Source organism: Pseudomonas sp. HLT2-19-2 (genome assembly GCF_054898005.1).
Genome location: NZ_CM142712.1, coordinates 1,404,800 through 1,431,193, shown reverse-complemented (window position 1 = coordinate 1,431,193; position 26,394 = coordinate 1,404,800). Strand labels below are relative to the sequence as shown.

The 26,394-nt window shown below is 59.7% G+C and carries 22 protein-coding genes and 1 pseudogene; 10 read left to right on the top strand and 13 right to left on the bottom strand.

The window, feature by feature from the left end; genetic code table 11:
• Positions 1 to 54 precede the first annotated feature (54 nt).
• From ACYZTU_RS06630 to ACYZTU_RS06600, 7 genes are all read right to left on the bottom strand, one after another.
• Positions 55 to 555, bottom strand: coding sequence for a CS1 type fimbrial major subunit (locus tag ACYZTU_RS06630; RefSeq protein WP_461968875.1), 501 nt, complete (start codon positions 553 to 555; stop codon positions 55 to 57).
• Positions 556 to 589: 34 nt separating this feature from the next.
• Positions 590 to 1,333: a molecular chaperone gene (locus tag ACYZTU_RS06625; protein WP_461968873.1), complete on the bottom strand. Its 744-nt coding sequence runs from the start codon at positions 1,331 to 1,333 to the stop codon at positions 590 to 592.
• Between the two features lie 43 nt (positions 1,334 to 1,376).
• Complete coding sequence (locus ACYZTU_RS06620) at positions 1,377 to 2,588, bottom strand: hypothetical protein (RefSeq protein ID WP_461968871.1); 1,212 nt, start codon at positions 2,586 to 2,588, stop codon at positions 1,377 to 1,379.
• 31 nt (positions 2,589 to 2,619) lie between these two features.
• A complete protein-coding gene (locus tag ACYZTU_RS06615; protein WP_461968869.1) occupies positions 2,620 to 3,114 on the bottom strand; it encodes a CS1 type fimbrial major subunit in 495 nt (164 codons plus the stop codon).
• Between the two features lie 25 nt (positions 3,115 to 3,139).
• Positions 3,140 to 4,351 (bottom strand): hypothetical protein, encoded by a 1,212-nt coding sequence (locus ACYZTU_RS06610; RefSeq protein WP_461968867.1) that lies wholly within the window; start codon positions 4,349 to 4,351, stop codon positions 3,140 to 3,142.
• 2 nt (positions 4,352 to 4,353) lie between these two features.
• Positions 4,354 to 6,876, bottom strand: coding sequence for a CS1-pili formation C-terminal domain-containing protein (locus ACYZTU_RS06605; protein ID WP_461968865.1), 2,523 nt, complete (start codon positions 6,874 to 6,876; stop codon positions 4,354 to 4,356).
• A gap of 110 nt (positions 6,877 to 6,986) precedes the next feature.
• Positions 6,987 to 7,466, bottom strand: coding sequence for a CS1 type fimbrial major subunit (locus ACYZTU_RS06600; RefSeq protein ID WP_461968863.1), 480 nt, complete (start codon positions 7,464 to 7,466; stop codon positions 6,987 to 6,989).
• A 503-nt stretch (positions 7,467 to 7,969) separates the two neighbouring features.
• Here ACYZTU_RS06600 and ACYZTU_RS06595 point away from each other — a divergent pair.
• The gene (locus tag ACYZTU_RS06595; RefSeq protein ID WP_461968861.1) at positions 7,970 to 8,545 is read left to right on the top strand and encodes a PadR family transcriptional regulator; all 576 of its coding nucleotides are present in this window, start codon (positions 7,970 to 7,972) and stop codon (positions 8,543 to 8,545) included.
• Positions 8,542 to 9,327 carry a siderophore-interacting protein gene (locus ACYZTU_RS06590; RefSeq protein WP_461968859.1) on the top strand — a complete coding sequence of 262 codons (786 nt, stop codon included), beginning with the start codon at positions 8,542 to 8,544 and terminating at the stop codon, positions 9,325 to 9,327. The genes ACYZTU_RS06595 and ACYZTU_RS06590 overlap by 4 nt, the downstream gene beginning before the upstream one ends.
• A gap of 49 nt (positions 9,328 to 9,376) precedes the next feature.
• Here the strand turns inward: ACYZTU_RS06590 and ACYZTU_RS06585 are convergent, their stop codons facing one another.
• Both ACYZTU_RS06585 and ACYZTU_RS06580 read right to left on the bottom strand, forming a co-directional pair.
• On the bottom strand, positions 9,377 to 10,030 hold the full coding sequence (locus ACYZTU_RS06585; RefSeq protein WP_461968857.1) for a Pr6Pr family membrane protein: 654 nt from the start codon (positions 10,028 to 10,030) through the stop codon (positions 9,377 to 9,379).
• Positions 10,031 to 10,032: 2 nt separating this feature from the next.
• Positions 10,033 to 10,263: a VF530 family protein gene (locus tag ACYZTU_RS06580; protein WP_282375289.1), complete on the bottom strand. Its 231-nt coding sequence runs from the start codon at positions 10,261 to 10,263 to the stop codon at positions 10,033 to 10,035.
• 284 nt (positions 10,264 to 10,547) lie between these two features.
• On the opposite strand from ACYZTU_RS06580, the gene ACYZTU_RS06575 reads away from it, so the two are divergent.
• The 8 genes and pseudogenes from ACYZTU_RS06575 to cmoB all read left to right on the top strand — a co-directional run bounded on the left by ACYZTU_RS06575 (position 10,548) and on the right by cmoB (position 21,428).
• A complete protein-coding gene (locus ACYZTU_RS06575) occupies positions 10,548 to 11,930 on the top strand; it encodes a carbohydrate porin (RefSeq protein WP_461968855.1) in 1,383 nt (460 codons plus the stop codon).
• A 90-nt stretch (positions 11,931 to 12,020) separates the two neighbouring features.
• Positions 12,021 to 14,432 (top strand): glucose/quinate/shikimate family membrane-bound PQQ-dependent dehydrogenase, encoded by a 2,412-nt coding sequence (locus tag ACYZTU_RS06570; protein ID WP_461968853.1) that lies wholly within the window; start codon positions 12,021 to 12,023, stop codon positions 14,430 to 14,432.
• Positions 14,433 to 14,971: 539 nt separating this feature from the next.
• On the top strand, positions 14,972 to 15,349 hold the full coding sequence (locus tag ACYZTU_RS06565) for a DUF6124 family protein (RefSeq protein WP_461968852.1): 378 nt from the start codon (positions 14,972 to 14,974) through the stop codon (positions 15,347 to 15,349).
• Positions 15,350 to 15,952: 603 nt separating this feature from the next.
• A complete protein-coding gene (gene lon, locus ACYZTU_RS06560; protein ID WP_461968850.1) occupies positions 15,953 to 18,370 on the top strand; it encodes an endopeptidase La in 2,418 nt (805 codons plus the stop codon).
• A gap of 114 nt (positions 18,371 to 18,484) precedes the next feature.
• Positions 18,485 to 18,877, top strand: coding sequence for a protease inhibitor I42 family protein (locus tag ACYZTU_RS06555; RefSeq protein ID WP_461968848.1), 393 nt, complete (start codon positions 18,485 to 18,487; stop codon positions 18,875 to 18,877).
• A 2-nt stretch (positions 18,878 to 18,879) separates the two neighbouring features.
• Positions 18,880 to 19,523, top strand: a pseudogene (locus ACYZTU_RS06550) (lysoplasmalogenase).
• Positions 19,524 to 19,731: 208 nt separating this feature from the next.
• Positions 19,732 to 20,475, top strand: coding sequence for a carboxy-S-adenosyl-L-methionine synthase CmoA (cmoA, locus tag ACYZTU_RS06545; protein WP_461968846.1), 744 nt, complete (start codon positions 19,732 to 19,734; stop codon positions 20,473 to 20,475).
• On the top strand, positions 20,472 to 21,428 hold the full coding sequence (gene cmoB / locus ACYZTU_RS06540) for a tRNA 5-methoxyuridine(34)/uridine 5-oxyacetic acid(34) synthase CmoB (protein WP_461968844.1): 957 nt from the start codon (positions 20,472 to 20,474) through the stop codon (positions 21,426 to 21,428). Before cmoA ends, cmoB begins: the two co-directional genes overlap by 4 nt.
• Before the next feature lie 73 nt (positions 21,429 to 21,501).
• On the opposite strand, the gene tadA is transcribed toward cmoB, so the two are convergent.
• The 4 genes from tadA to ptsP form a co-directional block, all read right to left on the bottom strand.
• A complete protein-coding gene (tadA, locus tag ACYZTU_RS06535) occupies positions 21,502 to 21,993 on the bottom strand; it encodes a tRNA adenosine(34) deaminase TadA (protein ID WP_449644223.1) in 492 nt (163 codons plus the stop codon).
• The gene (locus tag ACYZTU_RS06530) at positions 21,993 to 23,369 is read right to left on the bottom strand and encodes a multicopper oxidase family protein (RefSeq protein ID WP_461968842.1); all 1,377 of its coding nucleotides are present in this window, start codon (positions 23,367 to 23,369) and stop codon (positions 21,993 to 21,995) included. The genes tadA and ACYZTU_RS06530 overlap by 1 nt, the downstream gene beginning before the upstream one ends.
• A gap of 152 nt (positions 23,370 to 23,521) precedes the next feature.
• Positions 23,522 to 23,812, bottom strand: coding sequence for a PTS transporter subunit EIIB (locus tag ACYZTU_RS06525; protein ID WP_461968840.1), 291 nt, complete (start codon positions 23,810 to 23,812; stop codon positions 23,522 to 23,524).
• 2 nt (positions 23,813 to 23,814) lie between these two features.
• Positions 23,815 to 26,343, bottom strand: a complete 2,529-nt coding sequence (ptsP, locus tag ACYZTU_RS06520) for a phosphoenolpyruvate--protein phosphotransferase (protein WP_461968838.1) — start codon at positions 26,341 to 26,343, stop codon at positions 23,815 to 23,817.
• Positions 26,344 to 26,394 lie beyond the last annotated feature (51 nt).

Here is a 26,394-nt window from a genome sequence, read left to right as displayed (position 1 = left end):
AACCGCAAACACCCCTGATGCCTGTGCATCAGGGGTACCCGTTGATGCGGACATTCATGTGCCCGGTGTTTTGGCGTTGAACATCAACAGAACGTTGCCACTGTAATCGCCCGGCCGATAACCCATCCACGGTTTCAGCGGAATAATCTCGAGTAAAACGCGGACGCCCGTCGCCGCGTCCGCTTGCGACACGACATCCTGCGGAGCAACGTCGGGTCGCAAATCCACGCCATTGAAGCGGACCCGTAAATTAAGGGTTTCGAATGGCCTGCCGTTGCTCAGATGGGGCCAGTCTTCCAGGCGCGCCTGGATCGCGCTGGATTCATGCCGCACATCAAAATACTTGCGCACGGTGCTCAGATCCGAAGTGACTGGGTTCCAGTCCAGGCGCTGCAGCTGATGTATCCAGCCGGGTTCCGTCGGCATGATGTAAAACGAGCGGTTCGGGACTTCCAGAAACAGCTGAAAGGTGTGCTGCTCCCGAGCTGCCCACGCTACGGAATCCATCAGCCCGGCAATTGCCGTCAACGCGAAGAACGCGCATTGCTTGATCATATCGATTACCTGCCCTGTGCATCGCAAGAAGTCGTCATCGGCTCACGATGGTGAGATTTTTCTTCGCACCGCCCTCGATCAGAGCGAAGCGATATTCACGGCCCTTTTCCTTATCGAAGGCGAACGTCTTGCCGGCCAGTACATGATGCTTGGTGGTCGGACCGCAATCGGTTTCCTCCGCCAATGAACAGCTTTTGAACTCATCGACGATCACCACTGTGTTGCCGTTGTTACGCAGTTCGTAGCGACTGGCGGTTTCGTTGACGGCGGTCTCAAATCGCGCGTCCTTGGGCCGCACGAAAAAAATCGTGCCGAACCCGGTCATCAGGTTGACCCCGGCCGACAAGCTCTTTTTGTAGTCATCGCGCTCCTCCTGGGTTCCCACAAAGTCATCTTCCTTTTCCGGCACCACCGGCACGAAACGCACCCGAAAGTAACGTTCGCGATTGCGTTCGCCCATGTACAACAGTCTAGATCCTTGCATGCCCTGGGCCGGCACGATCAGCCGTGCCGGGCTGGCCATGACGCCGTTGCGCGAGGCGCCATCGGCGGCGGTTTCGACCGGCACCTCGCGGGTTGTGCCATCGGCGTCATAGATGATTTCCAACACATTGATCTTGACGAAAGCGGTGGCGTCACCGCTATTGAACACCCGTTTCAGGTAAGTACTTTTGTCCGCATCCAGGTAGTCATACACCGTCCCGACATTGATCTGCGGCCCGGCCTGCGCAATGCTGCAAAACAAACTGAGCGCCCACAGTAAAAACACACGATTCATCGTTTTCGATCCTCTAAAAATTAATGCGTCCGCACTGAAAAACTCAGACTTCCGAGTCCCAGATGATGGTGATGTCGGTGGAAAGCGAGGCGCTCGTGCCGGGTTCCAGCAAGCGCTGGATCGAGTCGCTGGGGATTGCGAAGTGCAGCATCCCGATCTGGCGATTCACGTACTGTCCCGGTTGGAATATCCCGCTCCAGATGTTGTGTTGCAGCAAATAGCGGTTCACCGGATAGCCGCCGTTGGTAATTCCGGCAGGCAACGTCATGCGGGTGGTTACATCGGCCGTTTTACCCCCTCCACTCATCTGGCAGCGGTCGCCACCCTGCGAGTCGCGGCACTGCATCATGACCCTGAAGCGCGACGAGGCTGAGAGGTAGAACATCTGGTCGCGGAAGATGCTGGTGGGTTTGGTGCCACCGTCGATCCACTGCCGCCAGCCGCCCGCCGGTTCCAGCGAAACCTTGTCACCGCCTGGCGGCACATCGACTTTCAGGGTGTGCTGGACGTCCAGTACGAAGTCCAGGGTCAGGGCAGCGTCATCCGGGTACATCATGGACCCAAACATGAAATCCGCTTGAGGGCCGAGGGTGTAGGTCAACGACCCGTTGTACAGCCCGGACGACATACCCAGAGGATTGGGCGTTCGTAATTCATAGGCGATATCCACGGTGTCGAAAGAAATCGCAGGAATGTGGAACTGCGTGGTCTTCGTACAAAGCGCCTCTTCCGGCGTTTTCCAGAAAAACCGGTAGGCGCGAGGAACGAGGAACCCTACACCACTGTATTGACAGGGCGGCGGTGCGTTAACCCAGCTGCTTTCCTTCCAAAGAGCCTGATGCGCTAAAAGGTTGTCTGATACCCCAGTCAAAACGGTGGCATCGTCACTGAGCACGTACTCGGAGCCCATACCAATGATGCGCACCTCGACGGTTTCCGTTTCCTGGGTTTGCGCATTGGTGACGGTCAGCTTTCGCCAGTTGGCCGGCGCCCGCAACTGGAGAATTTCACCCCGATTCATGGCGCGCTGGGAGTTGAACCGGACCGGGATCTGAATGCTGAACATGCCATTCTCGGTGCACTGCGCTGGATAAAGCGCGCAATACCCGGTGTTCGGTGTCTTGTTGATGAACGCATTTTTGTTCGGCTGCCCGGGATCCGGTTGAAACAACGCCCGGATCTCCTGAGTCACCGCCTGCGCCGAGGGCGCGCTCAGCACCGCCAACAGCCCCAGGTACCGCAAACACTTTTGCATTATTTGATTCCGCCTTTGCATTGCATGGCCTTCACGGCGCCTCGGCACTGAAAATCAGTTGCACCGCTCCGTAGTAGCTTCCCGGCTGGAAACCTCCAACGGGAACCTTGGGCTGTATCTCCAGCGCAAAGCGCCCCCCCATCATCGCCTCGGTAGCCGACACCACTTTGCGGGGCGGCAACTCATGACTCAGTGCATGGCCGTTGAACTTGACCTGCAAAAAAATGTTCTGCTCGTCATTTCCGTTGGACAGGTACGCCTCACTTTCCAGCCGGGCTTCAATGGCGCTGGTGTCATGCTTGACATCGAAGTTCTTGCGTAATCCGCCCAACGTCCCGGTGCTCAGATTCCACGGCAATATTTGGTCGCGATGAATCCAGTCGGGCTCGCTCGGTATTACATAAAAACTCGGGGCGGGAATCTCCACCAAGACTTCGAAGGCATGTTCTTCGCGCGTCGCGAACGCCGATGCACTCATCAGCATCAGGACGCCCGCGCCCAAAGCGAGGGCTATTGGCCTGGTCATTTCTGCTTCCTCGATACGTTGGTCATCAGACTTCCGAATCCCACACCACCACCACGTTGCCCGCATAACGCTTGGGCGCTGTGGGGCTGAAAATCGGCTCGAACGCCTCCAGTTCGAAGTGCAACTGGCCCGGCTTGCGGTCCACAAAGTGGCTGGCCTGGAGCATGGCGGGGCTTGCGACAGTGCTCAGCTCCCGGCGCTGGACCGGGTTGCCGTACTCATCGGTCACCCCATTGGGCATGGTCACGCTGACCTTCAACGGAGCAAAGATAAGGCTGCCTGAATCACTCACACCGCAGCCGGTTCCCAGCGTGAATGAACACTCCAGATACATCTTGAATCGAGACGAGGCGGAAATATTGAAGGTCTGGTCGCGGAACAATCGCACCGGCTTGCGTCCGCTCTGCAGCCAGCTTTGCCAGCCCCCGGCGGGTGCAAGGAGAACTTTGTTGCCACCCGGGGGAATTTCTACTTTCAGGGTGTGGTTTACATCCAGCACAAAGTCGAGCGTGAGCATGTCGTCATTCGGCTGCATATTGGGCCCGAAGCTAAAATCCCGAGCAGAACCAATGGAGTAGGACAACGTGCCGGTATACGTTCCGGAGGACATGCCCAAAGGATTGGGCGTGCGCAGCTCATAGGCAAAATCGAATTTATTGAAGTACATCGCTGGAATGTTGAAGGCAGCCACCTTGTAACACTCCTCCTGCGCGGGCGTTTTCCAGAAAAACCGATAACTTATTGCGCCATAGCTCGCTACACCGCTGTACTGACACGGGGATGGGGGGTAAACCCAGCCATTGCTGGTCCACAGCTTGTCATGGGCTACATTGATCACCGGCTCTCCGGTCAGCTTGGTGACGGAATCACTCAGGAAAAACTCCGAACCAATACCGGTGATGCGAACCTCTACGGTTTCTGTTTCTTGTGTTTCGCTGTTGGTTACCGTCAGCTGCCGCCAGTTGGCCGGTACCTTTAACGCGATCGCGTAACCGGGAAAAATGACGCGCTGGGAATCGAAACGCACAGGCACTTGAATACTGAACATGTTGTATTGAGCACACTGCTCTGGGTAAGTCGCGCAGTAGCCACTGTTCGGGGTTCGGTTTGTGAAAACGTTTTTACTCGGCTGCGATGGATCGGGCGCGAATGACGCCTTGATCTCCTGATTGACCGCCTCTGCCGAAGACACGGCCAGCGACAGTCCCAGACCCAGCCACCTCGAAGTCCTTTTCATGATCACCCGGCCTTCTGTTCAGTGGACGTGAGGTCAGCGAGGGTGTCCGGCGTGCAGCGCAGGTCTCCAATCATCAGCACATTGTTTTCACTGCGATGCTGGCTCGCATCGAGGCGGAACTGGCAGAGCAACTGGTTGCCCTGACGCACTTCAAGGGTCGGCGATCCGGCGTTCATTTCCATCGAGAAGAAGCCGTCTACTTCCGTCACCCCGCGACTGGCGTGGTTGATCACGTGGTGGCCCTTGAGCGGCTTCCCTTGCGGGTCGACCAGTCGGCCGAGCACGGTCAGGGTTTTCATCACGCGGATCTTGCGGTACTCCACGCCGCCCTTGTTCAAGTGGTAACGGGTGCGCGCCGGTTCGATCGTAGCGGCCGGCACGTGGTTGCCTTCAAAGTCGAAACTCACCGAGCTGTTCTGGTAGGCGGTGATCGGGATGAAATTGCGCCCCGGCCGCAATGCCGCGCTGCCGCCGCTGTAATCGTCGGCGCGCAGGGCGATGTCATCGATGTCCGATTCCACGTCGACAATCAGCCCGGCGCCGCGCATTTCATGCTGGCTGGTCAACACCATTTTCTCGCCACCCATGACCAGAGTGCTGTCCACGTTCAGACCACCGGTGAAGTTGCCGTTGTAGGACGAACGCTGGATAAAGCCGTCGGCGTTGATGGCGTCGGTGCGCAAGTTGGCCAGGCTGGTCATGCCCAAGCCATAGGTGTCGGTGAGCGCTGTCACCGAGACGTTCTGCAGCACGTGATCCTTCAAATCCTTGCGCCAGCCGATGGAGGCGTTGTTGTCGCGGCCGCCGTCGCGGTCGGTGCGCGAGCCGATGCTGCCGGTAATCTGCTCACCCGGCGTGCCCAGCGCGAGGTTGATGCTCAGATCGACGCCGCGATTGCGCGCATCGCCGCTGCTGAAACTGCCCGGCCGATCGAACAACGACAAGCGCCAGTTGGCATCGCTGCCGAACAGCACGGTGCGCTGGTTCCAGCCTATGTCCAGGCCGACGCCCTCGGTGTTGCCCTCGCTGTGGGAAACCCGGGCATTGATTGAGGCTTTGCTGGTGATCCGATGATTGAGCGCCAGCGATGAGTTGCTGGTTTCGCCGACGAATACATTGCGTTGCCGCACCCGCGTGCCGTCCGGCAGGGTGTCGTAAATATTGGTGGTGTCGAGCCAGCTGCGGTTGTGGCTGACGACCAGGCTGCCGGCGCCATAGTTATAAAGGCTCTGCAGATCGAGGCCGGTGCCATGATCCTGCGTCTGGTAAACGTTGGCGTACAGACTGATCTGGTTGGCCAGCGTCCAGTCGATGGACGTGCCGAACTGCATTTTTTCGCGGATCTGCCGCGCCGACGCGCCGACAATCACCCGCGGGTGCATCAGGTAATTGACCGAAGCCCCCGCCGTCGCACTGCCGCTGGCCTGTTGATCCCAGTTGCTGAGCAGTTTGCTTTCTTCACCGGCAAACAGGTTGTAGCGCCAGCGCTCGTCGAGGTTGCGCCAGTTGTTAGGCTTGTACACCAACTCGCGGGTGGTCGAGGTGATCTGGCCGTCCTCGATCAAGCGCACTTCCACTTCATAGATCCCGCCTGAGAGCGGCCGGGTGTCGAGCGTCTGCAAACCGGCGGGAACCGACTGGGTGTTGATCAGCAGGCCATCGCGATAGATCTCCACCGAGCCTTGGCGATTGGCGGTGACATAGATCGGATAGACGCTGGGCATCGGCGTGTTGATCGCCAGGCTGTCGGAGCTGCCGTACATGACGCCGACAGCGGTGTCGGGGCTGGTGCCAAACGTGCGCGGTTGGCGGGTCAGCCCTTCGGAATTGGGGGTGAAATAGCCCAGCCGCAGGAAACTGCCTTGCAGTTCGCGCTGGGTGTAAAGCTCGTGCACTGCGTGGTAAAGCTTGTCATCCAAGCCGCCGAGACGGGCTAGTTGCATGTTGAACGTCTGGCTCCAGTTGCCCAGGCTGCCACTGGCCTCAAGCCCGAAGCGCCCGCCCAGGTCCTGTTGCTGGCCGCCATTAAGATTGAGCTGGTTGCGCACCATCAGGCCGCTGCTGCCGCCCAAGGGTTGCTCGAAATAGCGCTTGGCTTCCAGGTCGCGCTCGGCATTTTCGGTGAGGATCGAAACCAGCGAGTTTTCCAGGTTGTAGTGCACAGCCAGCACCTGATCGGGGCAAGAACCGGTGCACGTGCCCAACGGCACGCCGGGTTTGAGATAACCAGCCCACTTTTCCCGCTCGGCCGGGCCGTAACGGTTTTCGCTGGTGTCGGTGAATTCGAGGAGGGTGATGCGATCATCACGGGACAACACCACCATGGCTTCCCCCAGAGGCTGTTGATCGAGTTCGACCCGAACAGCCAGAGGCACATCAAAAAAATGCTCCTCGAAATCCGCTGGCAAACCCTTGGCCTGCGCCAACAGACTTCGCGGGGTCGTACCGGCGGAAACAGGAGCCGCCATTGCGCTGGCACAAAACAACAGCGCAAGCGCGGCCGCGATGGGTGTCATCGGGAACATGAACTCGTACTCTGATTACGAACAAGTTGAGGTCCGGCGGACAAGCCGTACAGGTTGTCCGCCGGGTAACGCTACTTATAAAAGTTAGCGTTTAGTGCCTGATCGTTCGATCAAGGGGTGACGGCGTCGAAGATCATTGCCACGGCACCGGTGTAATCGCCCGGTTCGAAGGTAGTACCCAACGCCTTGATATTGAGTGGTGCGCGGAAGTTCACGTCGGACTCTGCCTCACCCACGACCATTTGCGGTGTCGTGGTCAGGACCCTGTTGTTGAACGAGACTTGCAGATCGATCGCGGTGGATCCGGCGATCAGCTTCGGCAGACTCTCCAGGCTGGCGGAAACCGAACCGTTGTTGTTGCGCACGTCGAAGAAGCCGTTGACTTCGCCCATCTTGCCGGTGGTCGGCAGATAGCTCATGTCTTGGTCCTTGTTGACCAGGTCAGGGTCGGTCGCAACCACGTAGAAGCCGTTGGTCGGTACGTGGGCGATGAGGCTGATGGAGTGACGAGCTTCACCCGCGCCGAAAGCCATGGAGGAACCCAGTGCCAGAACAGCCAATGGAGCAGCAATAGCGAATTTCTTGAACATCGTTCAGTACCTGTTTTCTAGAAGAGGATCGGTTCATTGAAAGTTCAAACAACGCCTACCCGTCAGGGTCGTGTTGGTGTGGACTTTCAATGCCGGGGCATGATCGACTGTTCGTTCTGGAATGTAAGCAGGCAACTTCCTATGAGCACGTAGTTAAATAACCCCATGACCGGAAAGAAAAAAGAACAAAAAATCAAAATACAAAACAGCAGCTGTAAGTTCCGCCCTACATACAGTTTCAGCTAAAAAACCATACAGCAATTCCAACTAGTGACCCGGGGACTTTGAAGTTTTTTAGAATATCAACTCAATTAAAAATAGAGCAATGACTTTAATTTATCGAGCCGTCTTCCTATGAAAAGAATTTGCTTGGCGCATCCGGGAATCTGATCGTTCAAAGGAACCTGCCACTCGTCGACTGAAAGACGAGTCCCACAAAAAAGCCTTGTTTACGCCTTACGATATATCTTAAGTTGTATCTAAACACGACAGAGATCAGAAAAATGAGAGACCATCATTCCCCCCACCGCGAGCACGGCGACGGTCGCGACGGCTTCGAGAAACGCCCCGGCCGGGAACGCGGCGGTCGCGGCCCTCGTGTCTTCGCCCCTGGCGATCTGAAATTGCTGTTGCTGGCGCTGATCGCCGAGCAGCCGTGCCACGGCTATGACCTGATCCGCCAGATCGAAAGCATGTTCGACGGCGCCTACAGCCCCAGCCCCGGCGTGATCTACCCGACCCTGACGTTTCTGGAAGAGAGCGAAATGATTCAGGGCGACGCCGAAGGCGGGAAAAAACGCTACAGCATCACCGACGCCGGACGTCTGTCGTTGAGCGAGCAGGCGGTTGCCCTGGACGGCGTGCGCATGCGCATTGATGTCAGCAAGCGCTCGTTGCGCGGCCACGATCGACCGCCCGAGATCCATGAAGCGGTGCACAACCTGCGTCATGCGTTGCAACTGCATCACGGTCGCTGGAGCCCGGAAGAAATCCTGCGGGTGCGCGACCTGCTCAACAACACCGCCAAAGCCATCGTCGATGGCCCTGTCGTTCAACCCGTTCAGGAGCAAGCCGAATGACTGAAGTGATCGTGCAATCCATTCACCGTGTCATGCATGAAATCAAACGCCGTCGTCTGCAAGTGTTGCGGGTGGTCGACCTGACGCCGCGCATGCGCCGCATCACGCTGGGCGGTCCTGAACTGGCCGGCTTCATCAGCCTCGGTACGGACGACCACGTCAAACTGCTTTTCCCACAAAACGCGGCGGAACAAGCAGCCTTGGAAACCCTGGTGTTCGGTACCGGTAAAGACAACGGGCCGATGCCGGCGATGCGTGACTACACGCCGCGCCGTTACGACCTGAACACGCTGGAACTGGACATCGACTTCGTACTGCACGGCGACGGCCCTGCCTCGACGTGGGCAGAGCAGGCCAAACCCGGCCAGTTCCTGCACATCGGCGGGCCACGCGGCTCGATGATCGTGCCGGACATGTTCGACAGCTACTTGCTGATCGGCGACGAAACCGCCCTGCCCGCCATCGCTCGACGGCTGGAAGGCCTGGCCGCGAATCGCCGGGCACTGGTGATTGTCGAAGTGGAGAACGGCTCCGAGCAGCAACATCTGGAAAGCGCCGCGCAGGTCAATGTGATCTGGGTACTGCGCGAGGGTGGCAAGGACAACCTGTTGACGACGGTGAAACAGCTGCAAGTGCCGAGCGGCAATCTGTATGCGTGGGTGGCAACCGAGAGCAAAGTATCGCGGCAGATTCGCCGGGTGTTACTGGATGAGCATGGGCTTAACGAGCAGTTCGTCAAAGCCGTCGGCTATTGGCGGCTGGATGGCAGCGACGAGGATTGATTCAAGGCTTTTGTGGCGAGGGGGCAAACCCCCTCGCCACAATGAGTGTTCACTTTCGGGCGTGCCATCTATCAAGAGCGATCAACAACAATGCAACCACCACAAACCCCACCAATACCCCCCCGGCATTCACGAACACCTGTGGATAACCCAGCTTGTCGACATCAATGAAAGGATAGGGATAAACCGCCAGCAGATGCCCGCGCCACAACGCATACGCAAAGTACACCAGTGGATAGATCACCCACGCAGCGATATGCCGCAGTCGCAACGTGCCTTTCGGCACACAGAACCACCAATAAACCAGAAACAGTAGCGGCATGACGTCATGCATCAGTTCATCGGCCAGCCATTGCCAGCCTTGCGGATGCCATAAATGGCGCAACAACACGTTGTACGCCAGGCCGACCACGGCGATGCTCACGGCTATCCCGCTACTCACCCACGGCTGCAAGAACCAGCGTCGCGCCGCCGACTCGCGGGACGTCAGTTCACAGGTCAGCACGGTCGCCACCAGCGTATTGGTCAGCACAGTGAAATAGCTGAAGAAGCTGACCAGTCCACCCAGCAGACTGGCCGCCAGGGTCCAGCGTGAGTAGAAAATCAGGTACAGCTGAATGGCCAGACCGGCCCAGCCCAGCACCGCAGCCACGGCAACAACACGACGCCGCGCGGCAGAACCTGGCGTCGGTGGGTTGACCATAGTCAGACCGGGCGCTTGGTGCGCATCAACTTCACGTACAAGTGCTCGACCTTCTCTCGTGCCCACGGGGTTTTACGCAGGAATGTCAGGCTCGACTTGATGCTCGGGTCACTCTTGAAGCAGCGGATGTCGATGCGCTCGGCCAACCCCGACCATTCGTAGTGTTCAACCAGCGCGTTGAGGATTTGCTCCAGCGTCACGCCGTGCAGTGGGTTGTTGTTCTGTTCGGTCATGCCGGGCCTTCGAGCGTAGAAAGGGTAAAGAAGCCGCGCACCTTAGCCGAGGGCTTCGTTGGTGGAAAGCGATCTGTGTGCTGTCCGTTAAATGTAGGTGAACCCTCAAAGATCGCCTCCCGGCACTGTTACCGAATACGAAAGAATTCATGTCGTTAAAAGCGCTTTCTCTATTTGTAACAGGACATTATCCTTGCGCCCGTCAAGCTGAAACGCTTCCGCTGCCCGCGTCATACCGCCGCTTCAGTTCACTTCCCAGAAAAAGACCCAGAATTAATTCTCCTATGCCTTATTTTAAAACTCTGCGAGACAGCGCTGTCTGCACCGTTATTGCCCGCCGAAAAGCCCTGAACCTGATCGGCGGATTCGCCGCGCTGGGCCTCGCCACTTGCACCCAGGCCGCTCCGGCCTTCGATAGCGAGTCGCCGTGGATGCTCGGCGACTGGAACGGCTCGCGCACCGAACTTTCGGAAAAAGGCTACGATTTAAAAGTCGATTACACCGGCGAAATGGGCAGCAATCTGCACGGTGGTTACGACCATGACCGCACCGCTCGCTACAGCGACCAGTTCGGCCTCGGAACCCATATGGACTTGCAGAAGATTCTGGGCTGGGACGACGCCGAGTTTCAGCTGACCATCACCGAGCGTAACGGCAACAACATCAGCAACGACCGAATCAACGACCCACGGGTCGGCGGTTTCACCTCGGCCCAGGAAGTCTGGGGCCGTGGCCAGACCTGGCGCCTGACGCAGATGTGGTATCAGCAGAAATTTTTCGATCAGAAACTCGACATCAAGGTCGGTCGTTTCGGCGAGGGCGAAGACTTCAACAGCTTCCCGTGCGACTTCCAGAACCTGGCGTTTTGCGGTTCGCAGGTCGGCAACTGGGTCGGCGGCATCTGGTACAACTGGCCGGTCAGCCAGTGGGCGATGCGGGTCAAATATCACCTGACGCCAGAGCTGTATGCGCAGGTTGGCGCCTATGAGCAGAACCCGTCGAACCTCGATCGTGACAATGGCTTCAAGCTCAGCGGCAGCGGCACCCAGGGCGCGATTTTGCCAGTGGAATTGGTCTGGTCGCCGAAGCTCAATGGCCTACCGGGTGAATACCGCGCTGGTTACTACTACAGCAACGCGAAGGCCACAGATGCCTATAAAGACAGCAACGGCCAACCGGCAGCGCTGAGTGGCGAGGCGTACCGCAGCGCGTCGAGCAAACACGGCGTGTGGCTCGGTGTGCAGCAGCAGATCACCAGCCGTGCCAGCGACAACTCCCGCGGCCTGAGTGTGTTTGCCAACGGCACGATGCACGACAAAAAGACCAACGCCATCGACAACTATGTCCAGGCTGGCGTCGTCTACAAAGGCTTGTTCGATGCGCGCGCCAGGGACGACATCGGTTTCGCCCTCGCCCGGGTTCACGTCAACCCGGCCTACCGCAAGAACGCCGAGGCGACCAATCGGGCCCGCGCCGTCTTCGACTACAACGACCCGTCCTTCTTGCCACCGCAAGACACCGAATACAGCGCCGAACTCTATTACGGCGTGCACGTCACGAACTGGCTGACCGTGCGCCCGAACCTGCAATACATCCGCCACCCCGGCGGCGTGGACAAGGTCGATGACGCGCTGATTGGCGGGATAAAAGTGCAATCGTCCTTCTAACCCAGTTTCTTAATGAACCCTGCCCGCACAGGATCGTCATCTACAGTGAACTTGCGCGGGACTACTTGAAACGTCACGGAGAACCACACTATGAGCACTGATGGTGCTTTGAGTCGAAGCCGTCTACTGCCGACCTTGCTCGGCATTCTGCTTCTGCTAATGGGCCTGGCCATGCTGGCCGGGGGGATCAAGCTGAGCATGCTCGGCGGCTCGCTGTATTACCTGCTAGCCGGTATCGGCCTGGCGCTGACCGGCGTGTTGATGATCCTGGCACGCCGCGCTGCGCTAAGCCTTTACGCGCTGGTGCTGTTCGCCAGCACCATTTGGGCCTTGTGGGAAGTCGGCCTCGATTGGTGGCAACTGGTGCCGCGTCTGGCGATGTTGTTTGCGCTGGGCCTCGTCATGCTGCTGCCGTGGTTGCGCCGTCCGCTGCTGATTGCCGGCCCTGCGCCGATGGGCACCGGCGCACTGAGCGTGGCCGTGGTGCTGGCCGCCGTTGCTGCGCTGGCCAGCCAATTCACCAATCCCGGTGAAATCAAAGGCCAACTGGACCGCGACAGCGTGCCGGGCATGACCAACACCGCCCCGGCCATGCCCGACGGTGACTGGAACTCCTACGGCCGCAGCGCGCACGGCGATCGTTACTCGCCACTGGCGCAGATCACGCCGCAAAACGTGAACAAACTGGTACCGGCCTGGACCTATCGCACTGGCGATCTGCCCGGGCCGAACGATCCGGGTGAAACCACTGCCGAAAACACCCCGCTGAAAGTCAACGGCATGCTTTACGTCTGCACGCCGCACAGCCAGGTGATCGCGCTGGACCCGGACACCGGCAAGGAACTCTGGCGTTTCGATCCGAAGCTCTCCACGCAAAACGCGGCGAACTTCAAGGGTTGGGCGCACATGACCTGTCGTGGCGTGACGTATCACGATGACGCCGCTTACGCGTCCGAGCAGAGCCCGACGGGCACTGCTAGCCCTGCTCCGGTCAGCAACGTCTGCCCGCGCCGGATCTTCCTGCCGACTGCCGACACCCGTCTGATCGCCCTGAACGCCGACACCGGCAAGATGTGCGAAGACTTCGGTAACGCGGGTCAGGTCGACCTGAGCGCCAACATCGGCGGCTTCAACGCCGGTGGTTACTACTCCACCTCGCCTCCAGCAGTCACTAAAGATCTAGTGGTGATTGGCGGCCACGTCACCGATAACGTTTCCACCGACGAGCCAAGCGGCGTGATCCGCGCGTTCGACGTGCACACCGGCAAACTGGTGTGGAACTGGGACAGCGGCAACCCGGACGACACCACGCCGATTGCCGAAGGCAAGGTCTACACCCGCAACTCGCCGAACATGTGGTCCATGTTCGCCGTCGACGAAAAACTCGGGATGCTTTACCTGCCGATGGGCAACCAGACCCCGGACCAGTTCGGTGGCGCTCGCACGCCTGAATCAGAGCTGCACGCCGCCGGCCTGACCGCGCTGGACATCGGCACCGGCAAGGTGCGCTGGCACTTCCAGCTCACCCACCACGACCTGTGGGACATGGACGTCGGCGGCCAGCCAACCCTGATGGACCTGAAAACCGCAGACGGCGTGAAGCCAGCGGTACTCGTGTCGACCAAGCAAGGCAGCATCTACGTGCTGGACCGCAGCACTGGCCAGGCGATCGTGCCGATCAACGAAGTGCCAGTACCGCAAGGTGCGGTCGAAGGGGATCGCACCTCGCCGACCCAACCGAAGTCCGACCTGAACCTGATGCCGCCACCGTTGCAGGAACGCGACATGTGGGGCGTCACCCCGTTCGACCAACTGATCTGCCGGATCGACTTCAAATCCCTGCGCTACGACGGCCCGTTCACACCGCCATCGCTGCAAGGTTCGATCGTTTATCCAGGCAACTTCGGCGTGTTCGACTGGGGTGGTATCTCGGTAGATCCGGTGCGTCAGATCGCTTTCGTGAACCCGAGCTACATGGCGTTCAAATCAAAAATGATCCCGGCCGCCGACATCGCCGCCCAAGGCCCGCGCAAAAGCGAAACCGAAGGCGTGCAGCCAAACAAAGGCGCGCCATACGGCGTTGTCCTCGAAGCACTGCTTTCGCCAATGGGCCTGCCCTGCCAGGCGCCAGCATGGGGCTACGTGGCGGCGATCGACCTGACCACCCACAAAACCATCTGGATGCACAAAAACGGCACCGTGAGGGACAGCTCGCCGGTTCCGATCCCGCTGAGCATGGGCGTGCCAAGCCTGGGCGGCACCTTCACCACTGCCGGTGGTGTGGGCTTCCTGAGCGGCACCCTCGACCAGTACCTGCGCGCCTATGACGTGAAAAACGGCAAGCAGTTGTGGGAAGGCCGCCTGCCAGCCGGCGCGCAAACCACGCCAATGACCTACACCGGCAAGGACGGCAAGCAATACGTGCTCGTCGTTGCGGGCGGTCACGGTTCGCTGGGCACCAAGCAGGGTGACTATGTGATTGCGTACAAACTGTCCGAGTAAGGTTTAGCGGCGGTTAACGAAAAGGGCGACTCCTGTGAGGGGTCGCCTTTTTTTGTGGCTGCTGGATTTCCCGCCACACCACGCATCCCCTGTGGGAGCGGGCTTGCTCGCGAAAGCGGTGTCTCAGGCAGCATTGATGTTGAATGTTAAACAGCCTTCGCGAGCAAGCTCGCTCCCACATTCGTTCGAGATCGGCCTGAACAAATTTGCGTACGTCCTACAGAATTGGCTGCTCTGGGGGAGGATTCCGACAGGTTCTATCGGTTGTCGGGTCGGAAGCCGGGAGGATAGGCTTTGGGAGTCGCTGCAAATCAGCGACCAGGCGTCGCGGCCTGGTAAGTCCATTTGGTGCATAATCACCCGGCCCAAACCGTAGCACTTCGGTGCTTGGCGTTTGGTGTAATGGTGGCTGTGCGCGGGATACCTTCGGGTATGCCGGGTTTTCCAAGTGGCTCGGTCCGCGAACCTGCGTACAGCTGCCACCTTTGATCGCGTCGCGGCGATCAATGGCAGCTCCATTTCTCATTTGGAGCTTCACCATGTTCAAAGAAACACCAAATCCCCCGGAAACCGACGACGTATCCCCCTACGAATCCGTCGATTCAAAAAAACTCAACGAAGCCGCCGAACGGGCCCTCGACTTCCACTTCCCGTCGATTGCCGACATCAAAGCCACGCCGCGCACACCCAGTTCCCTGTTTAGCGTGGACCCAGCCGCCACGACCGAAACCCTGGCGGTTTATTTAGTGGAGACGCTGGCATCGGTCGATGTGATGGTCCATCACTTGGTGGACCATCTGGACGGTGGGTCGCGCAATGCCCTGCTGGGTATTTCAAACAGCATCATGCTGGCTGAAATCACGGCGAACCGGATGCTGGATAACATCAACACACCAAAACCTTCGCCACACAGTTAATCCCCCCGTGAGAACGAGCCTGCTCAGCGGTGTATCAGTCAACATTGATGTTGATTGTTAAATCGCCTTCGTCGGAACGCCGCCCGGAGCAGGCTCGCTCCCACAACAAATCGGCTACACCCACGCCCCTCACCACTCAACAGGCCGAGCGTTAGCTCGCCTGCAGCTCTTGATCTTGATCCACCCGCCCCTTCGGGAGGCTGAGTGGAGGTGTTCATCCGGGGAGTGGCGCGCAGCGCCGTTCGACGCAGTCGAACACGCTGCATGTAGGTCGTCGCGAAGCAGACCGGAGGGCAGTGTCCCCGGATGGATACCGGAGCGAAGGAACGCCGAGCCTAGGCGAGGGGCCGGACGCTTGGGGCGAGACCTTTGGTTCCTTTGGGGCGTTTGCCAAAGGGACTCGTCGTAAGGACGAAACCGCCAGCCGCCGTTACCGCAGGAATGGATATGTACACCGAACAAGTGAACCTGGTCGGCCCAAAGGCCGCCAAGGTCAAAAGCACCTGTCCAAACCCTGAACACACACCCAGAAATATCCCCCGCCATTGAAACCACCCCCCACCCGCCCCATCTAACACCCATACCCAATTGCGCAGGTGCCCCATGAGCGACCAGCAAGAATTCCCCGAAGACCCGAGCGAATACGCCGACCCAGAGAACGCCGAACACCACTCCACCGGCAAAGACCTCGCCCTGCCAGGCCAGAACCTGCCGGACAAGGTCTACATCATCCCGATCCACAACCGCCCGTTCTTCCCGGCCCAAGTGCTGCCGGTCATCGTTAATGAAGAACCGTGGGCTGAAACCCTCGACTTGGTGAGCAAATCCGATCACCACTCCCTGGCCCTGTTCTACATGGACACGCCCCAGGAAGATCCGCGTCATTTCGACACCTCGGCCCTGCCGCTCTACGGCACCCTGGTCAAGGTACATCACGCCAGTCGCGAAAACGGCAAACTGCAATTCGTCGCCCAAGGCCTGACTCGCGTACGCATTCGCAGCTGGCTCAAACACCATCGCCCGCCGTACCTGGTCGAAGTCGAATACCCGCACCAGCCCACCGAGCCGACCGACGAGGTCAAGGCCTACGGCATGGCGCTGATCAACGCGATCAAGGAACTGCTGCCGCTCAACCCGCTGTACAGCGAAGAGCTGAAGAATTACCTCAACCGCTTCAGCCCCAACGACCCGTCGCCGCTGACCGACTTTGCTGCAGCCCTGACCTCGGCCACCGGCAACGATCTGCAAGAAGTGCTCGACTGCGTGCCGATGCTCAAGCGCATGGAAAAAGTCCTGCCGATGCTGCGCAAGGAAGTTGAAGTCGCGCGCCTGCAAAAAGAAATTTCCGCCGAAGTTAACCGCAAGATCGGCGAGCATCAGCGCGAGTTCTTCCTCAAGGAACAACTCAAGGTCATTCAGCAAGAGCTGGGGCTGACCAAGGACGACCGCAGCGCCGACGTCGAGCAATTCGAGCAGCGCCTGGAAGACAAGGTCCTGCCGGCTCAGGCGCAAAAACGCATCGAAGAGGAAATGAACAAGCTGTCGATCCTCGAGACCGGTTCGCCGGAGTACGCGGTCACCCGCAACTACCTCGACTGGGCGACATCGGTGCCGTGGGGCGTGTTCGGCGAGGACAAACTCGACCTCAAGCACGCCCGCAAAGTGTTGGACAAACACCATGCCGGCCTCGACGACATCAAGGACCGCATCCTCGAGTTCCTCGCGGTCGGTGCCTACAAAGGTGAGATCAGCGGCTCCATTGTGCTGCTGGTCGGTCCGCCGGGCGTGGGTAAAACCAGTGTCGGCAAATCCATCGCCGAATCCCTCGGTCGGCCGTTCTACCGCTTCAGCCTCGGTGGCATGCGCGACGAAGCCGAGATCAAGGGCCACCGCCGCACCTACATCGGCGCGCAACCTGGCAAACTCGTGCAGGCGTTGAAAGACGTCGAAGTGATGAACCCGGTGATCATGCTCGACGAGATCGACAAAATGGGCCAGAGCTACCAGGGCGATCCGGCCTCGGCGTTGCTGGAAACCCTCGACCCGGAACAGAACGTCGAATTCCTCGACCACTATCTGGACTTGCGTCTGGATTTGTCGAAAGTGCTGTTCATCTGCACCGCCAACACCCTGGATTCGATCCCCGGCCCATTGCTGGACCGGATGGAAGTGATTCGCCTGTCGGGTTACATCACCGAAGAAAAAATCGCCATCGCCAAGCGTCACCTGTGGCCGAAGCAGCTGGAAAAGGCCGGCGTATCGAAAGGTAGCCTAGCCATCAGCGACACCGCGTTGAAAGCCTTGATCGACGGTTACGCCCGTGAAGCTGGCGTGCGGCAGCTGGAGAAACAGCTGGGCAAACTGGTGCGCAAGGCCGTCGTGAAATTGATCGACGAGCCAAAAGCGGTGATCAAGATCGGCCCGAAAGACCTCGAAGCCTCACTCGGCCATCCGGTATTCCGCAACGAGCAGGTACTGTCCGGCACCGGCGTCATCACCGGCCTGGCCTGGACCAGCATGGGCGGCGCGACCCTGCCGATCGAAGCCACGCGGATTCACACACTCAACCGGGGCTTCAAACTCACCGGGCAATTGGGCGACGTGATGAAAGAGTCGGCGGAAATTGCCTACAGCTACGTCAGTTCCAATCTGAAGTCGTTTGGCGGTGATCCGAAGTTCTTCGACGAAGCCTTCGTTCACTTGCACGTACCGGAAGGCGCCACCCCGAAAGACGGCCCGAGCGCTGGCGTGACCATGGCCAGCGCCCTGCTCTCCCTCGCACGCAATCAGGCGCCGAAAAAAGGCGTGGCCATGACCGGCGAACTGACGCTGACCGGGCATGTACTGCCGATTGGTGGCGTGCGTGAAAAGGTGATTGCAGCGCGGCGGCAGAAGATCTTCGAATTGATCCTGCCGGAGCCTAATCGCGGTAGCTTTGAAGAATTGCCGGATTATCTGAAAGAAGGGATTACCGTGCACTTCGCCAAACGCTTTGCGGATGTGGCGAAAATATTGTTCTGACCCCGTAACCTGATCGTTCCCACGTGCGCGGGAACGATCTCTCCTCCTCGTCACAATTTGTCTCATCTTCAGTTATGCTCGCCGTTCGTCGTGAATGCCGGAGCCACTGACCTTATGTCCCCCACCCGCCTGTTTGTCCCGCTCGCCCTCTCTTTGCTGACCGCTTGCGCCACGCAACCGAAACAGAACGTGACCGTGGAAAAACAAAGCGACTGCCCGGTGAAACTGCACAGCGGGCAAAACCTGATCCTGACCCTGCCAAGCAACCCGACCACGGGTTACCGCTGGGCAATCCAGGATTCGGCCGGTGGCGTATTGCGCGCGCTCAGCCCCGAGGTTTACAGCAACCCGGAAGATGCGGGGATCGTCGGCAGCGCCGGCATCTCGACCTGGCGCTTTCAGTCCTTCACCGCAGGCACGGGCCGTTTGCGCCTTACCTACTCACAGCCATGGACACCGGAAGTACCGGCGGTGGAAAGCTTCGACTGCGCCATCTCGGTTAACTGATCGTGGGCTGGCTGATTCTGGCGCTTATGGGCGCGGTGACCTTTCTCTACGGCGTGAGCGTGCACGCCACGCTGCTCTGCCTGCTGGTCAAACCGCTGCCAGTATTGGCGCTGCTCGGTTGGTTGCGCGACGCACCGCCCAGCGAGTATCGACGCTGGATCAGCCTAGGACTGATTTTCTCCCTGCTCGGCGATGTGTTGCTGGCGTGGCCGGGGGATTTGTTTGTGTTTGGTCTTGGCGCGTTTTTGGTCGCCCACTTGGCGTATTTGAAAGCCTACTTGAGCGATTGCCGGCGGTTGGCGTTGTTGCCGCTGATCATCGCTTTGGGCGTCGGCGCGGTATTGCTGGGGATCTTGATTTCCAATGGGCTGGGTCCGTTGCTAATCCCGGTCATCGTCTACGGCCTGGCAATCAGCGCCATGCTTTGGCGGGCGCTGGCTCGCTTGGGCACCGATGTACCTAAACGTTCGGCGCTGCTGGCGGCGGCGGGCGCGGTGGCGTTTGTGTTTTCTGACAGCGTGATTGGCATCAATCGATTTGTCGCGCCGTTTCATGCCGCACCTTACGTGATAATCCTCAGCTACTGGCTTGGGCAATGGGGATTACGGCGTCGGCCTTTTCTCAATCCGCTCACCGCCCCCAATAGATCGTTCCCACGCTCTGCGTGGGAATGCATCCTGTGACGCTCTGCGTCACGCTTGCGAAGGGACGCGGAGCGTCCCGGGCGGCATTCCCACGCAGAGCATGGGAACGATCAATTGCATGGGCCCGGCGGTTTATCAGACAACCCGCGCATCCCCCCGTCAATTTGGCTAAAATGCCGGCCTTTTCCATCGACACCGCCGGAAACCGCCGTGAGCAAAGACCCCGATCGCCTTTTCGCCCAGCCTCTGGCCCAGGTGCCTGACTTCGCCTTTAACGAGGACGTGGTGCGGGTGTTCCCGGACATGATCAAGCGCTCGGTGCCGGGTTATCCGACCATCGTTGAAAACCTCGGCGTGCTCGCCGCGCAATTCGCCCAGCCCAACAGCGTGCTCTACGACCTGGGCTCGTCTCTTGGCGCCGTGACTCAGGCTCTGCGCCGTCACGTACGCACCGACGGCTGCCGGGTGATCGCTGTGGATAACTCGGCGGCGATGGTCGAACGCTGCCGCGAATACCTCAACGGTCAGGACTCGATGTTCCAGGAGTTGCTGCCGGTCGACGTAATTGAAGGCGACATCCTCGCCCTCGAATTCCAGCCAGCCTCGGTGGTCGCGCTGAACTTCACCCTGCAATTCATCGCCCCGGAGCAGCGCACCGCGTTGCTCTCGCGTATCCGCCAGTCGCTGTTGCCCGGTGGTGCGTTGATCCTGTCGGAGAAGCTGCGCTTCGACGACCTCGAAGAACACGCGCTGCTCACCGACCTGCACGTCGCATTCAAACGCGCCAACGGCTACAGCGAACTGGAAATCGCCCAGAAGCGCAGCGCCATTGAAAACGTCATGAAGCCCGACAGCCTCGAAGAACACCGCGAGCGCCTGTTGGCCGCCGGGTTCTCGAAAGTCGTGCCGTGGTTCCAGTGTCTTAACTTTGCCTCGTTGATTGCCTTGCCATGATTGATCTGTCCCCCCTCGCCCGCCGCCTGGCCGGCACGCCGCTGGCCGACTGGGCCAACACCCTGCAAGCACAACTCGACAAGAAAATGGAAAAGGGTCATGGCGACCTGGAGCGTTGGCAGAGTGCGCTGGACGCCTTGCCGAAGATTCAGCCCAGCGAAGTCGACCTGCTCAATGGTCTGACGCTGGACACCGATTGCGATGATGAAACCCGTGCGCAAATGCGCACCGCGCTGATGGGCCTGTCGCCGTGGCGTAAAGGGCCGTTCGATTTGTTTGGCGTGCATGTTGACACCGAATGGCGTTCGGACTGGAAGTGGTCGCGGGTCGCACCGCATCTTGATCTGAAGGGCAAACGCATCCTCGATGTCGGCTGCGGCAACGGTTACTACATGTGGCGCATGCTCGGTGCCGGAGCCGACAGCGTGATTGGCGTTGACCCGAACTGGCTGTTCTTCTGTCAGTTCCAGGCGGTGCAGCGTTATTTGTCCGAACCCAATGCCTGGCACCTGCCGTTCCCGTTCGAAGACCTGCCGCCGAACATGGAAGGCTTCGACACGGTGTTTTCCATGGGTGTGTTCTATCACCGCCGCTCGCCGATCGAGCATTTGCTGGCGCTGAAGGATTGCCTGGTCAAGGGCGGTGAATTGGTGCTGGAGACGCTGGTGATTGAAGGCGATCAGCAGCAAGTGCTGGTGCCGGAAGACCGTTATGCGCAGATGCGTAACGTGTGGTTCCTGCCGTCGGTGCCGGCGCTGGAACTGTGGCTGCGTCGCGCCGGGTTCACGGATGTTCGCTGTGTGGACGTGAGCGTGACCACGTTCGAGGAACAGCGCGGGACGGAATGGATGAAGTATCAGTCGCTGAGCGATTTCCTTGATCCGGAAGATCACAGCAAGACGGTTGAAGGACTGCCGGCGCCGATGCGCGCCGTCATCGTGGCCCGTAAATAAAAGCTTCGCGGGCAAGCCTCGCTCCTACGGTTCACCGAAATCTGTAGGAGCGAGGCTTGCCCGCGAAAGCGATCTAACGGGTTGCCCGCCGGGCCTTGAAGAACTCACTCAACACCGCCCCACATTCCTCCGCCAACACCCCGCCTTCATAGAGCACCCGGTGATTCAAAAAGCCCTGGGTAAAAAACTGCCCCTGACTCTGCACAATCCCGGCCTTTGGCTCCAGCGCCCCATACACCACCCGCGCAATCCGCGAATGTACGATCAGCCCGGCGCACATGCTGCACGGTTCAAGCGTCACGTAGAGCGTGCTGCCGGGCAGACGATAGTTGCTGGCCGCCAACGCGGCAGCTCGGATTGCAACCATCTCGGCGTGAGCACTCGGGTCATTGCCGCTGATCGGGCAATTAAAACCCCGGCCGATGATTTCACCGTCCTGCACCAGCACCGCACCCACCGGCACTTCACCCAGCGTCGCGCCTTGAGCGGCGAGCGCCAACGCTTCGCGCATGAAGTCACGATCGCGGCTGCGGTCGATGATTGCGGCGGGACGTATCTGACGCATTACGCCACCTCAATGGCGGCCATCAGGCCGGTTTCCATGTGGTCGATCACATGACAGTGGAACATCCAGATCCCTGGGTTATCGGCCACCAGCGCCACTTGCGCGCGCTCGTTCTTGCCCAACAGGTAAGTGTCGGTGAAGTACGGAATGACCTTGTGCCGGTTCGAGGCAATGACTTTGAAACTCATGCCGTGCAGGTGAATCGGGTGCTGGTATTGAGTCATGTTCTTCAACTCGAAAATGTAGCTCTTGCCCTTCTCCAGCTTGGCAATCGGGCGGTCCGTGCAGGTCTTGTCGGTGATGTCCCAGGCCTTGCCGTTGATCTGCCACAGGCTCGGCGGCTTGCCGTTGTCGACGTTCACCGACACTGAGCCTACCCATTCGAAATTGAAGTTGAGTTTCTCGGCATTGGCCAGGTCCGGCTCTGCCACAGGGTTGGCGGGCAGCGCGGGCGGCCACTCGGTCGGTGCATCGGTGTTCGCCACCGAACGGAAGGTGCCCAACCGAACCGGGCCGTTGCGCAGGGACAGCTCTTCGCCGGCCGGCGGAGCCTTGATCGCCAGACAAATGCGCATGCCCGGGCCGAGCCAGTACTCCTTGCCGAGCGGTCGTGGCTCAATGGGATTGCCATCCAGCGCGTAGATTTGCGCTTCGACGCCGGGGATGTTCAGGCGGTAAGTCAGCGTGTTGTCGAGGTTGAGCAAACGCACACGGGTGATCTGACCGGCGGGCAAATCGATCACCGCTTGCGCGACCCCGTTGATCGTCGACAGACGCCCCGCCGTGCCACCACGCGCGGCTTCGCGCGCAATGCTGAACGCGACAAACGCGCCTTCCTCATCCACGTGCCAGCTCTTGAGGCTCAAGGTTTTCTCATAGTTAAACCCGGTAGGCTCGCGCTCTTCGACGATCAGCGGGCCGACCAGACCGCGACCGAGTTCCTCGCTGCTGTTGACGTGCGGGTGATACCAATAGCTTCCAGCGTCGGGCACGCGAAACTTGTAGTCGAAATATTCGCCCGGCAATACCGGAAGCTGCGACACGTAAGGCACGCCGTCCATTTCCAGCGGCAAGCGGATGCCGTGCCAGTGAATGGTGGTGGCGACAGGCAGGTGATTAATGAAACGCACCCGCAGCCATTCACCCTGACGCACGCGCAACTCAGTGCCCGGCGCCGAGGGGCCGAACGCCCAGGCCTCGGTCTTGTGCCCGGCCACCAGTTCAACGTCCAGTGGTGCGGCGATCAGCTCATAGTCGTGGCCCGCATCGGCGTCGGCCATCTTGCCCAACCAGTACCGCGACGCGCCCCCCGCTCCGACACCAACGACAACAAGACCGGCCAGGCCACCGAGGATTTGGCGACGGGTAAAGGACATGAACTCAACTACCTCACGTATCAGCGACAGGCGCGGGGCCTGTAAAAGGCGAATACGATACACCTGCGGTTGAGAAACAGTAAGGGCAGCGCGGCGGATGGCCGCAGGAGAAGGCCGCAGGAGGCGATCGTTCCCACTACGCGTGGGAACGATCAGTGCGGGAGACCTGTGATCAGATGCACCACCCCGTCATCAAGCGTCATGACTCCCGGTACACCTGCCCTATTTAAAGCCTGCCGATCCATCCGCGCCACATCCCGCAATTCCACCCGCACCCGGGTCAACGCCACGGGCTGCTGCGATTTAAGGTTATCCACACCGCCCAGCGCGGATATGACATCCGAGGCCAGGCCAGAAACAGGCTGAACAACCACCTTCGGCTCATCCGCTATCAGATCCGGGGTCAACGCTTTCCAGAACGCTCGCTGCATTTTCTCGAACATGCTCAGTTCTCCAGTACCCGTGAAGTATCGACCGTCGCCTCGTGATACAGCCGCAACGCCTCGCGCACTTGCTCGGCGCTTTCCAGGCCCAGCACTTGCTGGGCGATAACCTGGCAGTCCAGCAGATCCACTTCGCGAACCGCCGCTTTGATCGCCGGAATCAGCGGCACACTCACCGACAGTTCATCCACGCCAAGTCCCAGCAGCAACGGCACCGCCAACGTCTCGGAAGCCATGGCACCGCACACACCGACCCATTTGCCATGGGCGTGGGCGGCCTTCACGGTGCTGGCAATCAAACGCAGCACCGACGGATGAAAGCTGTCGGCCTGACTGGCCAGGCGCGGATGATCGCGGTCCATGGCCAGGGTGTATTGGGTCAGGTCGTTGGTGCCGATCGAGAAGAAATCCACCTCGGGCGCAAACAGATCCGCCATCAATGCCGCCGCCGGCACTTCGATCATGATCCCCAGTTTCGGCAGCTCAGTGAGGTCCAATGCCAGCGCCTCTTCCTCAAGCAGCTGCCGGGCCAGTCGCAACTCCGACAGCTGCGTGACCATGGGCAGCATGATGTGCAGACGGGCCAGCCCGGCGCTGCTCAGGATCGCCTTGAACTGATCGCGCAACAGCTGCGGGCGCTCCAGACACAAACGTATCCCGCGCATGCCCAGGAATGGATTGGTTTCGCTGGCCATCGGTACATAGGCCAGGGGTTTGTCGCCGCCGACATCCAGTGTGCGCACCACCAGATTACGCGCCGGCCCGAGCGTCCTGGCGATGGCGCTATAGGTTGATGTTTGCTCGTCATGGCTCGGCGCATGATTGCGATCCAGATAAAGAAACTCCGAACGCAGCAATCCGACGCCCGCACCTCCCAGTGCCATGGCCTGCTCCGCTTCAGCGAGCGAGGCGATGTTGGCCGTCACTTCAAAGTGGTGTCCATCGCAGGTACACGCCGCCAGCGCAGCGTGCGCCAGTTCATGTTGATGGCGCTTCTGTTGATGCTGACGATTGGTTTGCAGCTGCTCGATGGCCGCCAGATTCGGGTGCAGGTGTAGCTCGCCCTTGTCGGCGTCGAGCAACACTTGAGTGCCGTTGGCCAGCGCCAGCACCTGAACGGGCAGCCCGCAGATCGCTGGCAAACCGAACGCCCGCGCGAGGATCGCGACGTGGCTGGTAGCGCCGCCACCGACCGTGGCGAAACCCAGCACCTTGCGCGTATCGAGCCCGGCGGTCTGTGACGGCGTCAGTTGTTCAGCGATCAGGATCGACCCTTCAGGCAGCTCCATCGCCTGATCCTGTACGCCAAGGATCAGCTTGAGCACCCGTTGGCCGACATCGGCCAGATCCGCCGCCCGCTCCGCCAGCAAGGCATTGCCCAAGCTTTTGAACAAAGTTGCCGTCGACTCAGTTGCTGCGCGCCAGGCGAACCCGGCACTTTTTCCTTCGATGATCAGCGCCTCGGTCTGATCCAGCAGACTCGGGTCTTCAAGCAGTTCCTGGTGGGCCTTGAAAATGTCTGCCTGGGCATCCCCGGTGGCGTTGTCGCGCAGCTGCTGCAAGGCCAGCACCGCTTCGGCCAAGGCCCGAGACAGATGCTCTCGTTCAACCTGCGGACCGACGCCGAACTCGCTTACGTCAAGCGTCTGCTCGGCGATCTGCATAACTTGGCCAAACGCCGAACCCGCCGAGGCACAGACTCCGCGCAAAACGCTCAGCGATGACGCTTCAATCGTCTCAACCTCTGCCATTACGGTGACCGTCTCGCCACACCCAGCGGTCAGCAATTCGGCCAGTGCCTTGATCGCCGCTTCAGCGTCCGGGCCGGCCGCGCTGACTTGCACAACGTCACCGTGAGCCGTCTGCAGCGCCATGATTGCCACCAAGGATTTCGCGTTAGCACTCGCCTGCTGTTTATGCAGGTAAATGCTCGCCGAAAAACCTTTCGCCACCTGGGCGAACACCGCTGCCGGACGGGCGTGCAAGCCGTTCGGGTTGGCCAGTGTCACCGGTTTGGAAAACAGTGCTTCGCCCTCTTCCGACACCGGTTCATCTGTTGTCTGCTTGATCGGTTTCAAACTCAGTAGTGGCTGGCCACTTTCTACCAAACCCGTTTCCGGTGTCAGCCAAGTGAACGGCTCACCGCTGACCACCAACATCAACGTCAGCAGACTGCGGGCATTCAATGCGACAAAATCGGCATCGAACTCGATCAGGGCCTGCCCCGCCTCAACCCGCTGGCCTTCCTCCACCAACCGGGTGAAGCCCTGGCCGGCCAGGTTCACGGTGTCGAGGCCGATGTGCATCAACACCTGAACGCCGTGGTCGTCGGTGATGCTGACGGCATGCCCACTGGCCTGCACATTGCTGACAACCCCGGCCAGCGGTGCGCACAGGGTTTGCGTGGTCGGATCGATGCACAGACCATCGCCGATCACCCGGCTGGAGAACACCGGGTCCGGCACCTGATCCAGCGGCATCAGCACGCCGGACAAAGGAGCCAGCAGTTGCAATTGTTGAGATGTGGCCATGACGTCACCTGCTGTTTTGTTCTTTGAAGTGCCGATGGAGCGCGAGGCTCC

What these genes read in the sequence shown, in the direction of transcription:
- ACYZTU_RS06595 (WP_461968861.1), top strand. Translation starts at nt 7,970, where the DNA reads ATGAGAGACCATCATTCCCCCCACCGCGAGCACGGCGACGGTCGCGAC.
- ACYZTU_RS06525 (WP_461968840.1), bottom strand. Translation starts at nt 23,812, where the DNA reads ATGTTCGAGAAAATGCAGCGAGCGTTCTGGAAAGCGTTGACCCCGGAT.
- ACYZTU_RS06530 (WP_461968842.1), bottom strand. Translation starts at nt 23,369, where the DNA reads ATGTCCTTTACCCGTCGCCAAATCCTCGGTGGCCTGGCCGGTCTTGTT.
- ACYZTU_RS06605 (WP_461968865.1), bottom strand. Translation starts at nt 6,876, where the DNA reads ATGTTCCCGATGACACCCATCGCGGCCGCGCTTGCGCTGTTGTTTTGT.
- cmoB (WP_461968844.1), top strand. Translation starts at nt 20,472, where the DNA reads ATGATTGATCTGTCCCCCCTCGCCCGCCGCCTGGCCGGCACGCCGCTG.
- ACYZTU_RS06630 (WP_461968875.1), bottom strand. Translation starts at nt 555, where the DNA reads ATGATCAAGCAATGCGCGTTCTTCGCGTTGACGGCAATTGCCGGGCTG.
- ACYZTU_RS06565 (WP_461968852.1), top strand. Translation starts at nt 14,972, where the DNA reads ATGTTCAAAGAAACACCAAATCCCCCGGAAACCGACGACGTATCCCCC.
- ACYZTU_RS06615 (WP_461968869.1), bottom strand. Translation starts at nt 3,114, where the DNA reads ATGACCAGGCCAATAGCCCTCGCTTTGGGCGCGGGCGTCCTGATGCTG.
- ACYZTU_RS06610 (WP_461968867.1), bottom strand. Translation starts at nt 4,351, where the DNA reads ATGAAAAGGACTTCGAGGTGGCTGGGTCTGGGACTGTCGCTGGCCGTG.
- ACYZTU_RS06580 (WP_282375289.1), bottom strand. Translation starts at nt 10,263, where the DNA reads ATGACCGAACAGAACAACAACCCACTGCACGGCGTGACGCTGGAGCAA.
- ACYZTU_RS06575 (WP_461968855.1), top strand. Translation starts at nt 10,548, where the DNA reads ATGCCTTATTTTAAAACTCTGCGAGACAGCGCTGTCTGCACCGTTATT.
- ACYZTU_RS06600 (WP_461968863.1), bottom strand. Translation starts at nt 7,466, where the DNA reads ATGTTCAAGAAATTCGCTATTGCTGCTCCATTGGCTGTTCTGGCACTG.
- tadA (WP_449644223.1), bottom strand. Translation starts at nt 21,993, where the DNA reads ATGCGTCAGATACGTCCCGCCGCAATCATCGACCGCAGCCGCGATCGT.
- ptsP (WP_461968838.1), bottom strand. Translation starts at nt 26,343, where the DNA reads ATGGCCACATCTCAACAATTGCAACTGCTGGCTCCTTTGTCCGGCGTG.
- ACYZTU_RS06625 (WP_461968873.1), bottom strand. Translation starts at nt 1,333, where the DNA reads ATGAATCGTGTGTTTTTACTGTGGGCGCTCAGTTTGTTTTGCAGCATT.
- ACYZTU_RS06590 (WP_461968859.1), top strand. Translation starts at nt 8,542, where the DNA reads ATGACTGAAGTGATCGTGCAATCCATTCACCGTGTCATGCATGAAATC.
- ACYZTU_RS06585 (WP_461968857.1), bottom strand. Translation starts at nt 10,030, where the DNA reads ATGGTCAACCCACCGACGCCAGGTTCTGCCGCGCGGCGTCGTGTTGTT.
- lon (WP_461968850.1), top strand. Translation starts at nt 15,953, where the DNA reads ATGAGCGACCAGCAAGAATTCCCCGAAGACCCGAGCGAATACGCCGAC.
- ACYZTU_RS06555 (WP_461968848.1), top strand. Translation starts at nt 18,485, where the DNA reads ATGTCCCCCACCCGCCTGTTTGTCCCGCTCGCCCTCTCTTTGCTGACC.
- ACYZTU_RS06620 (WP_461968871.1), bottom strand. Translation starts at nt 2,588, where the DNA reads ATGCAAAAGTGTTTGCGGTACCTGGGGCTGTTGGCGGTGCTGAGCGCG.
- ACYZTU_RS06570 (WP_461968853.1), top strand. Translation starts at nt 12,021, where the DNA reads ATGAGCACTGATGGTGCTTTGAGTCGAAGCCGTCTACTGCCGACCTTG.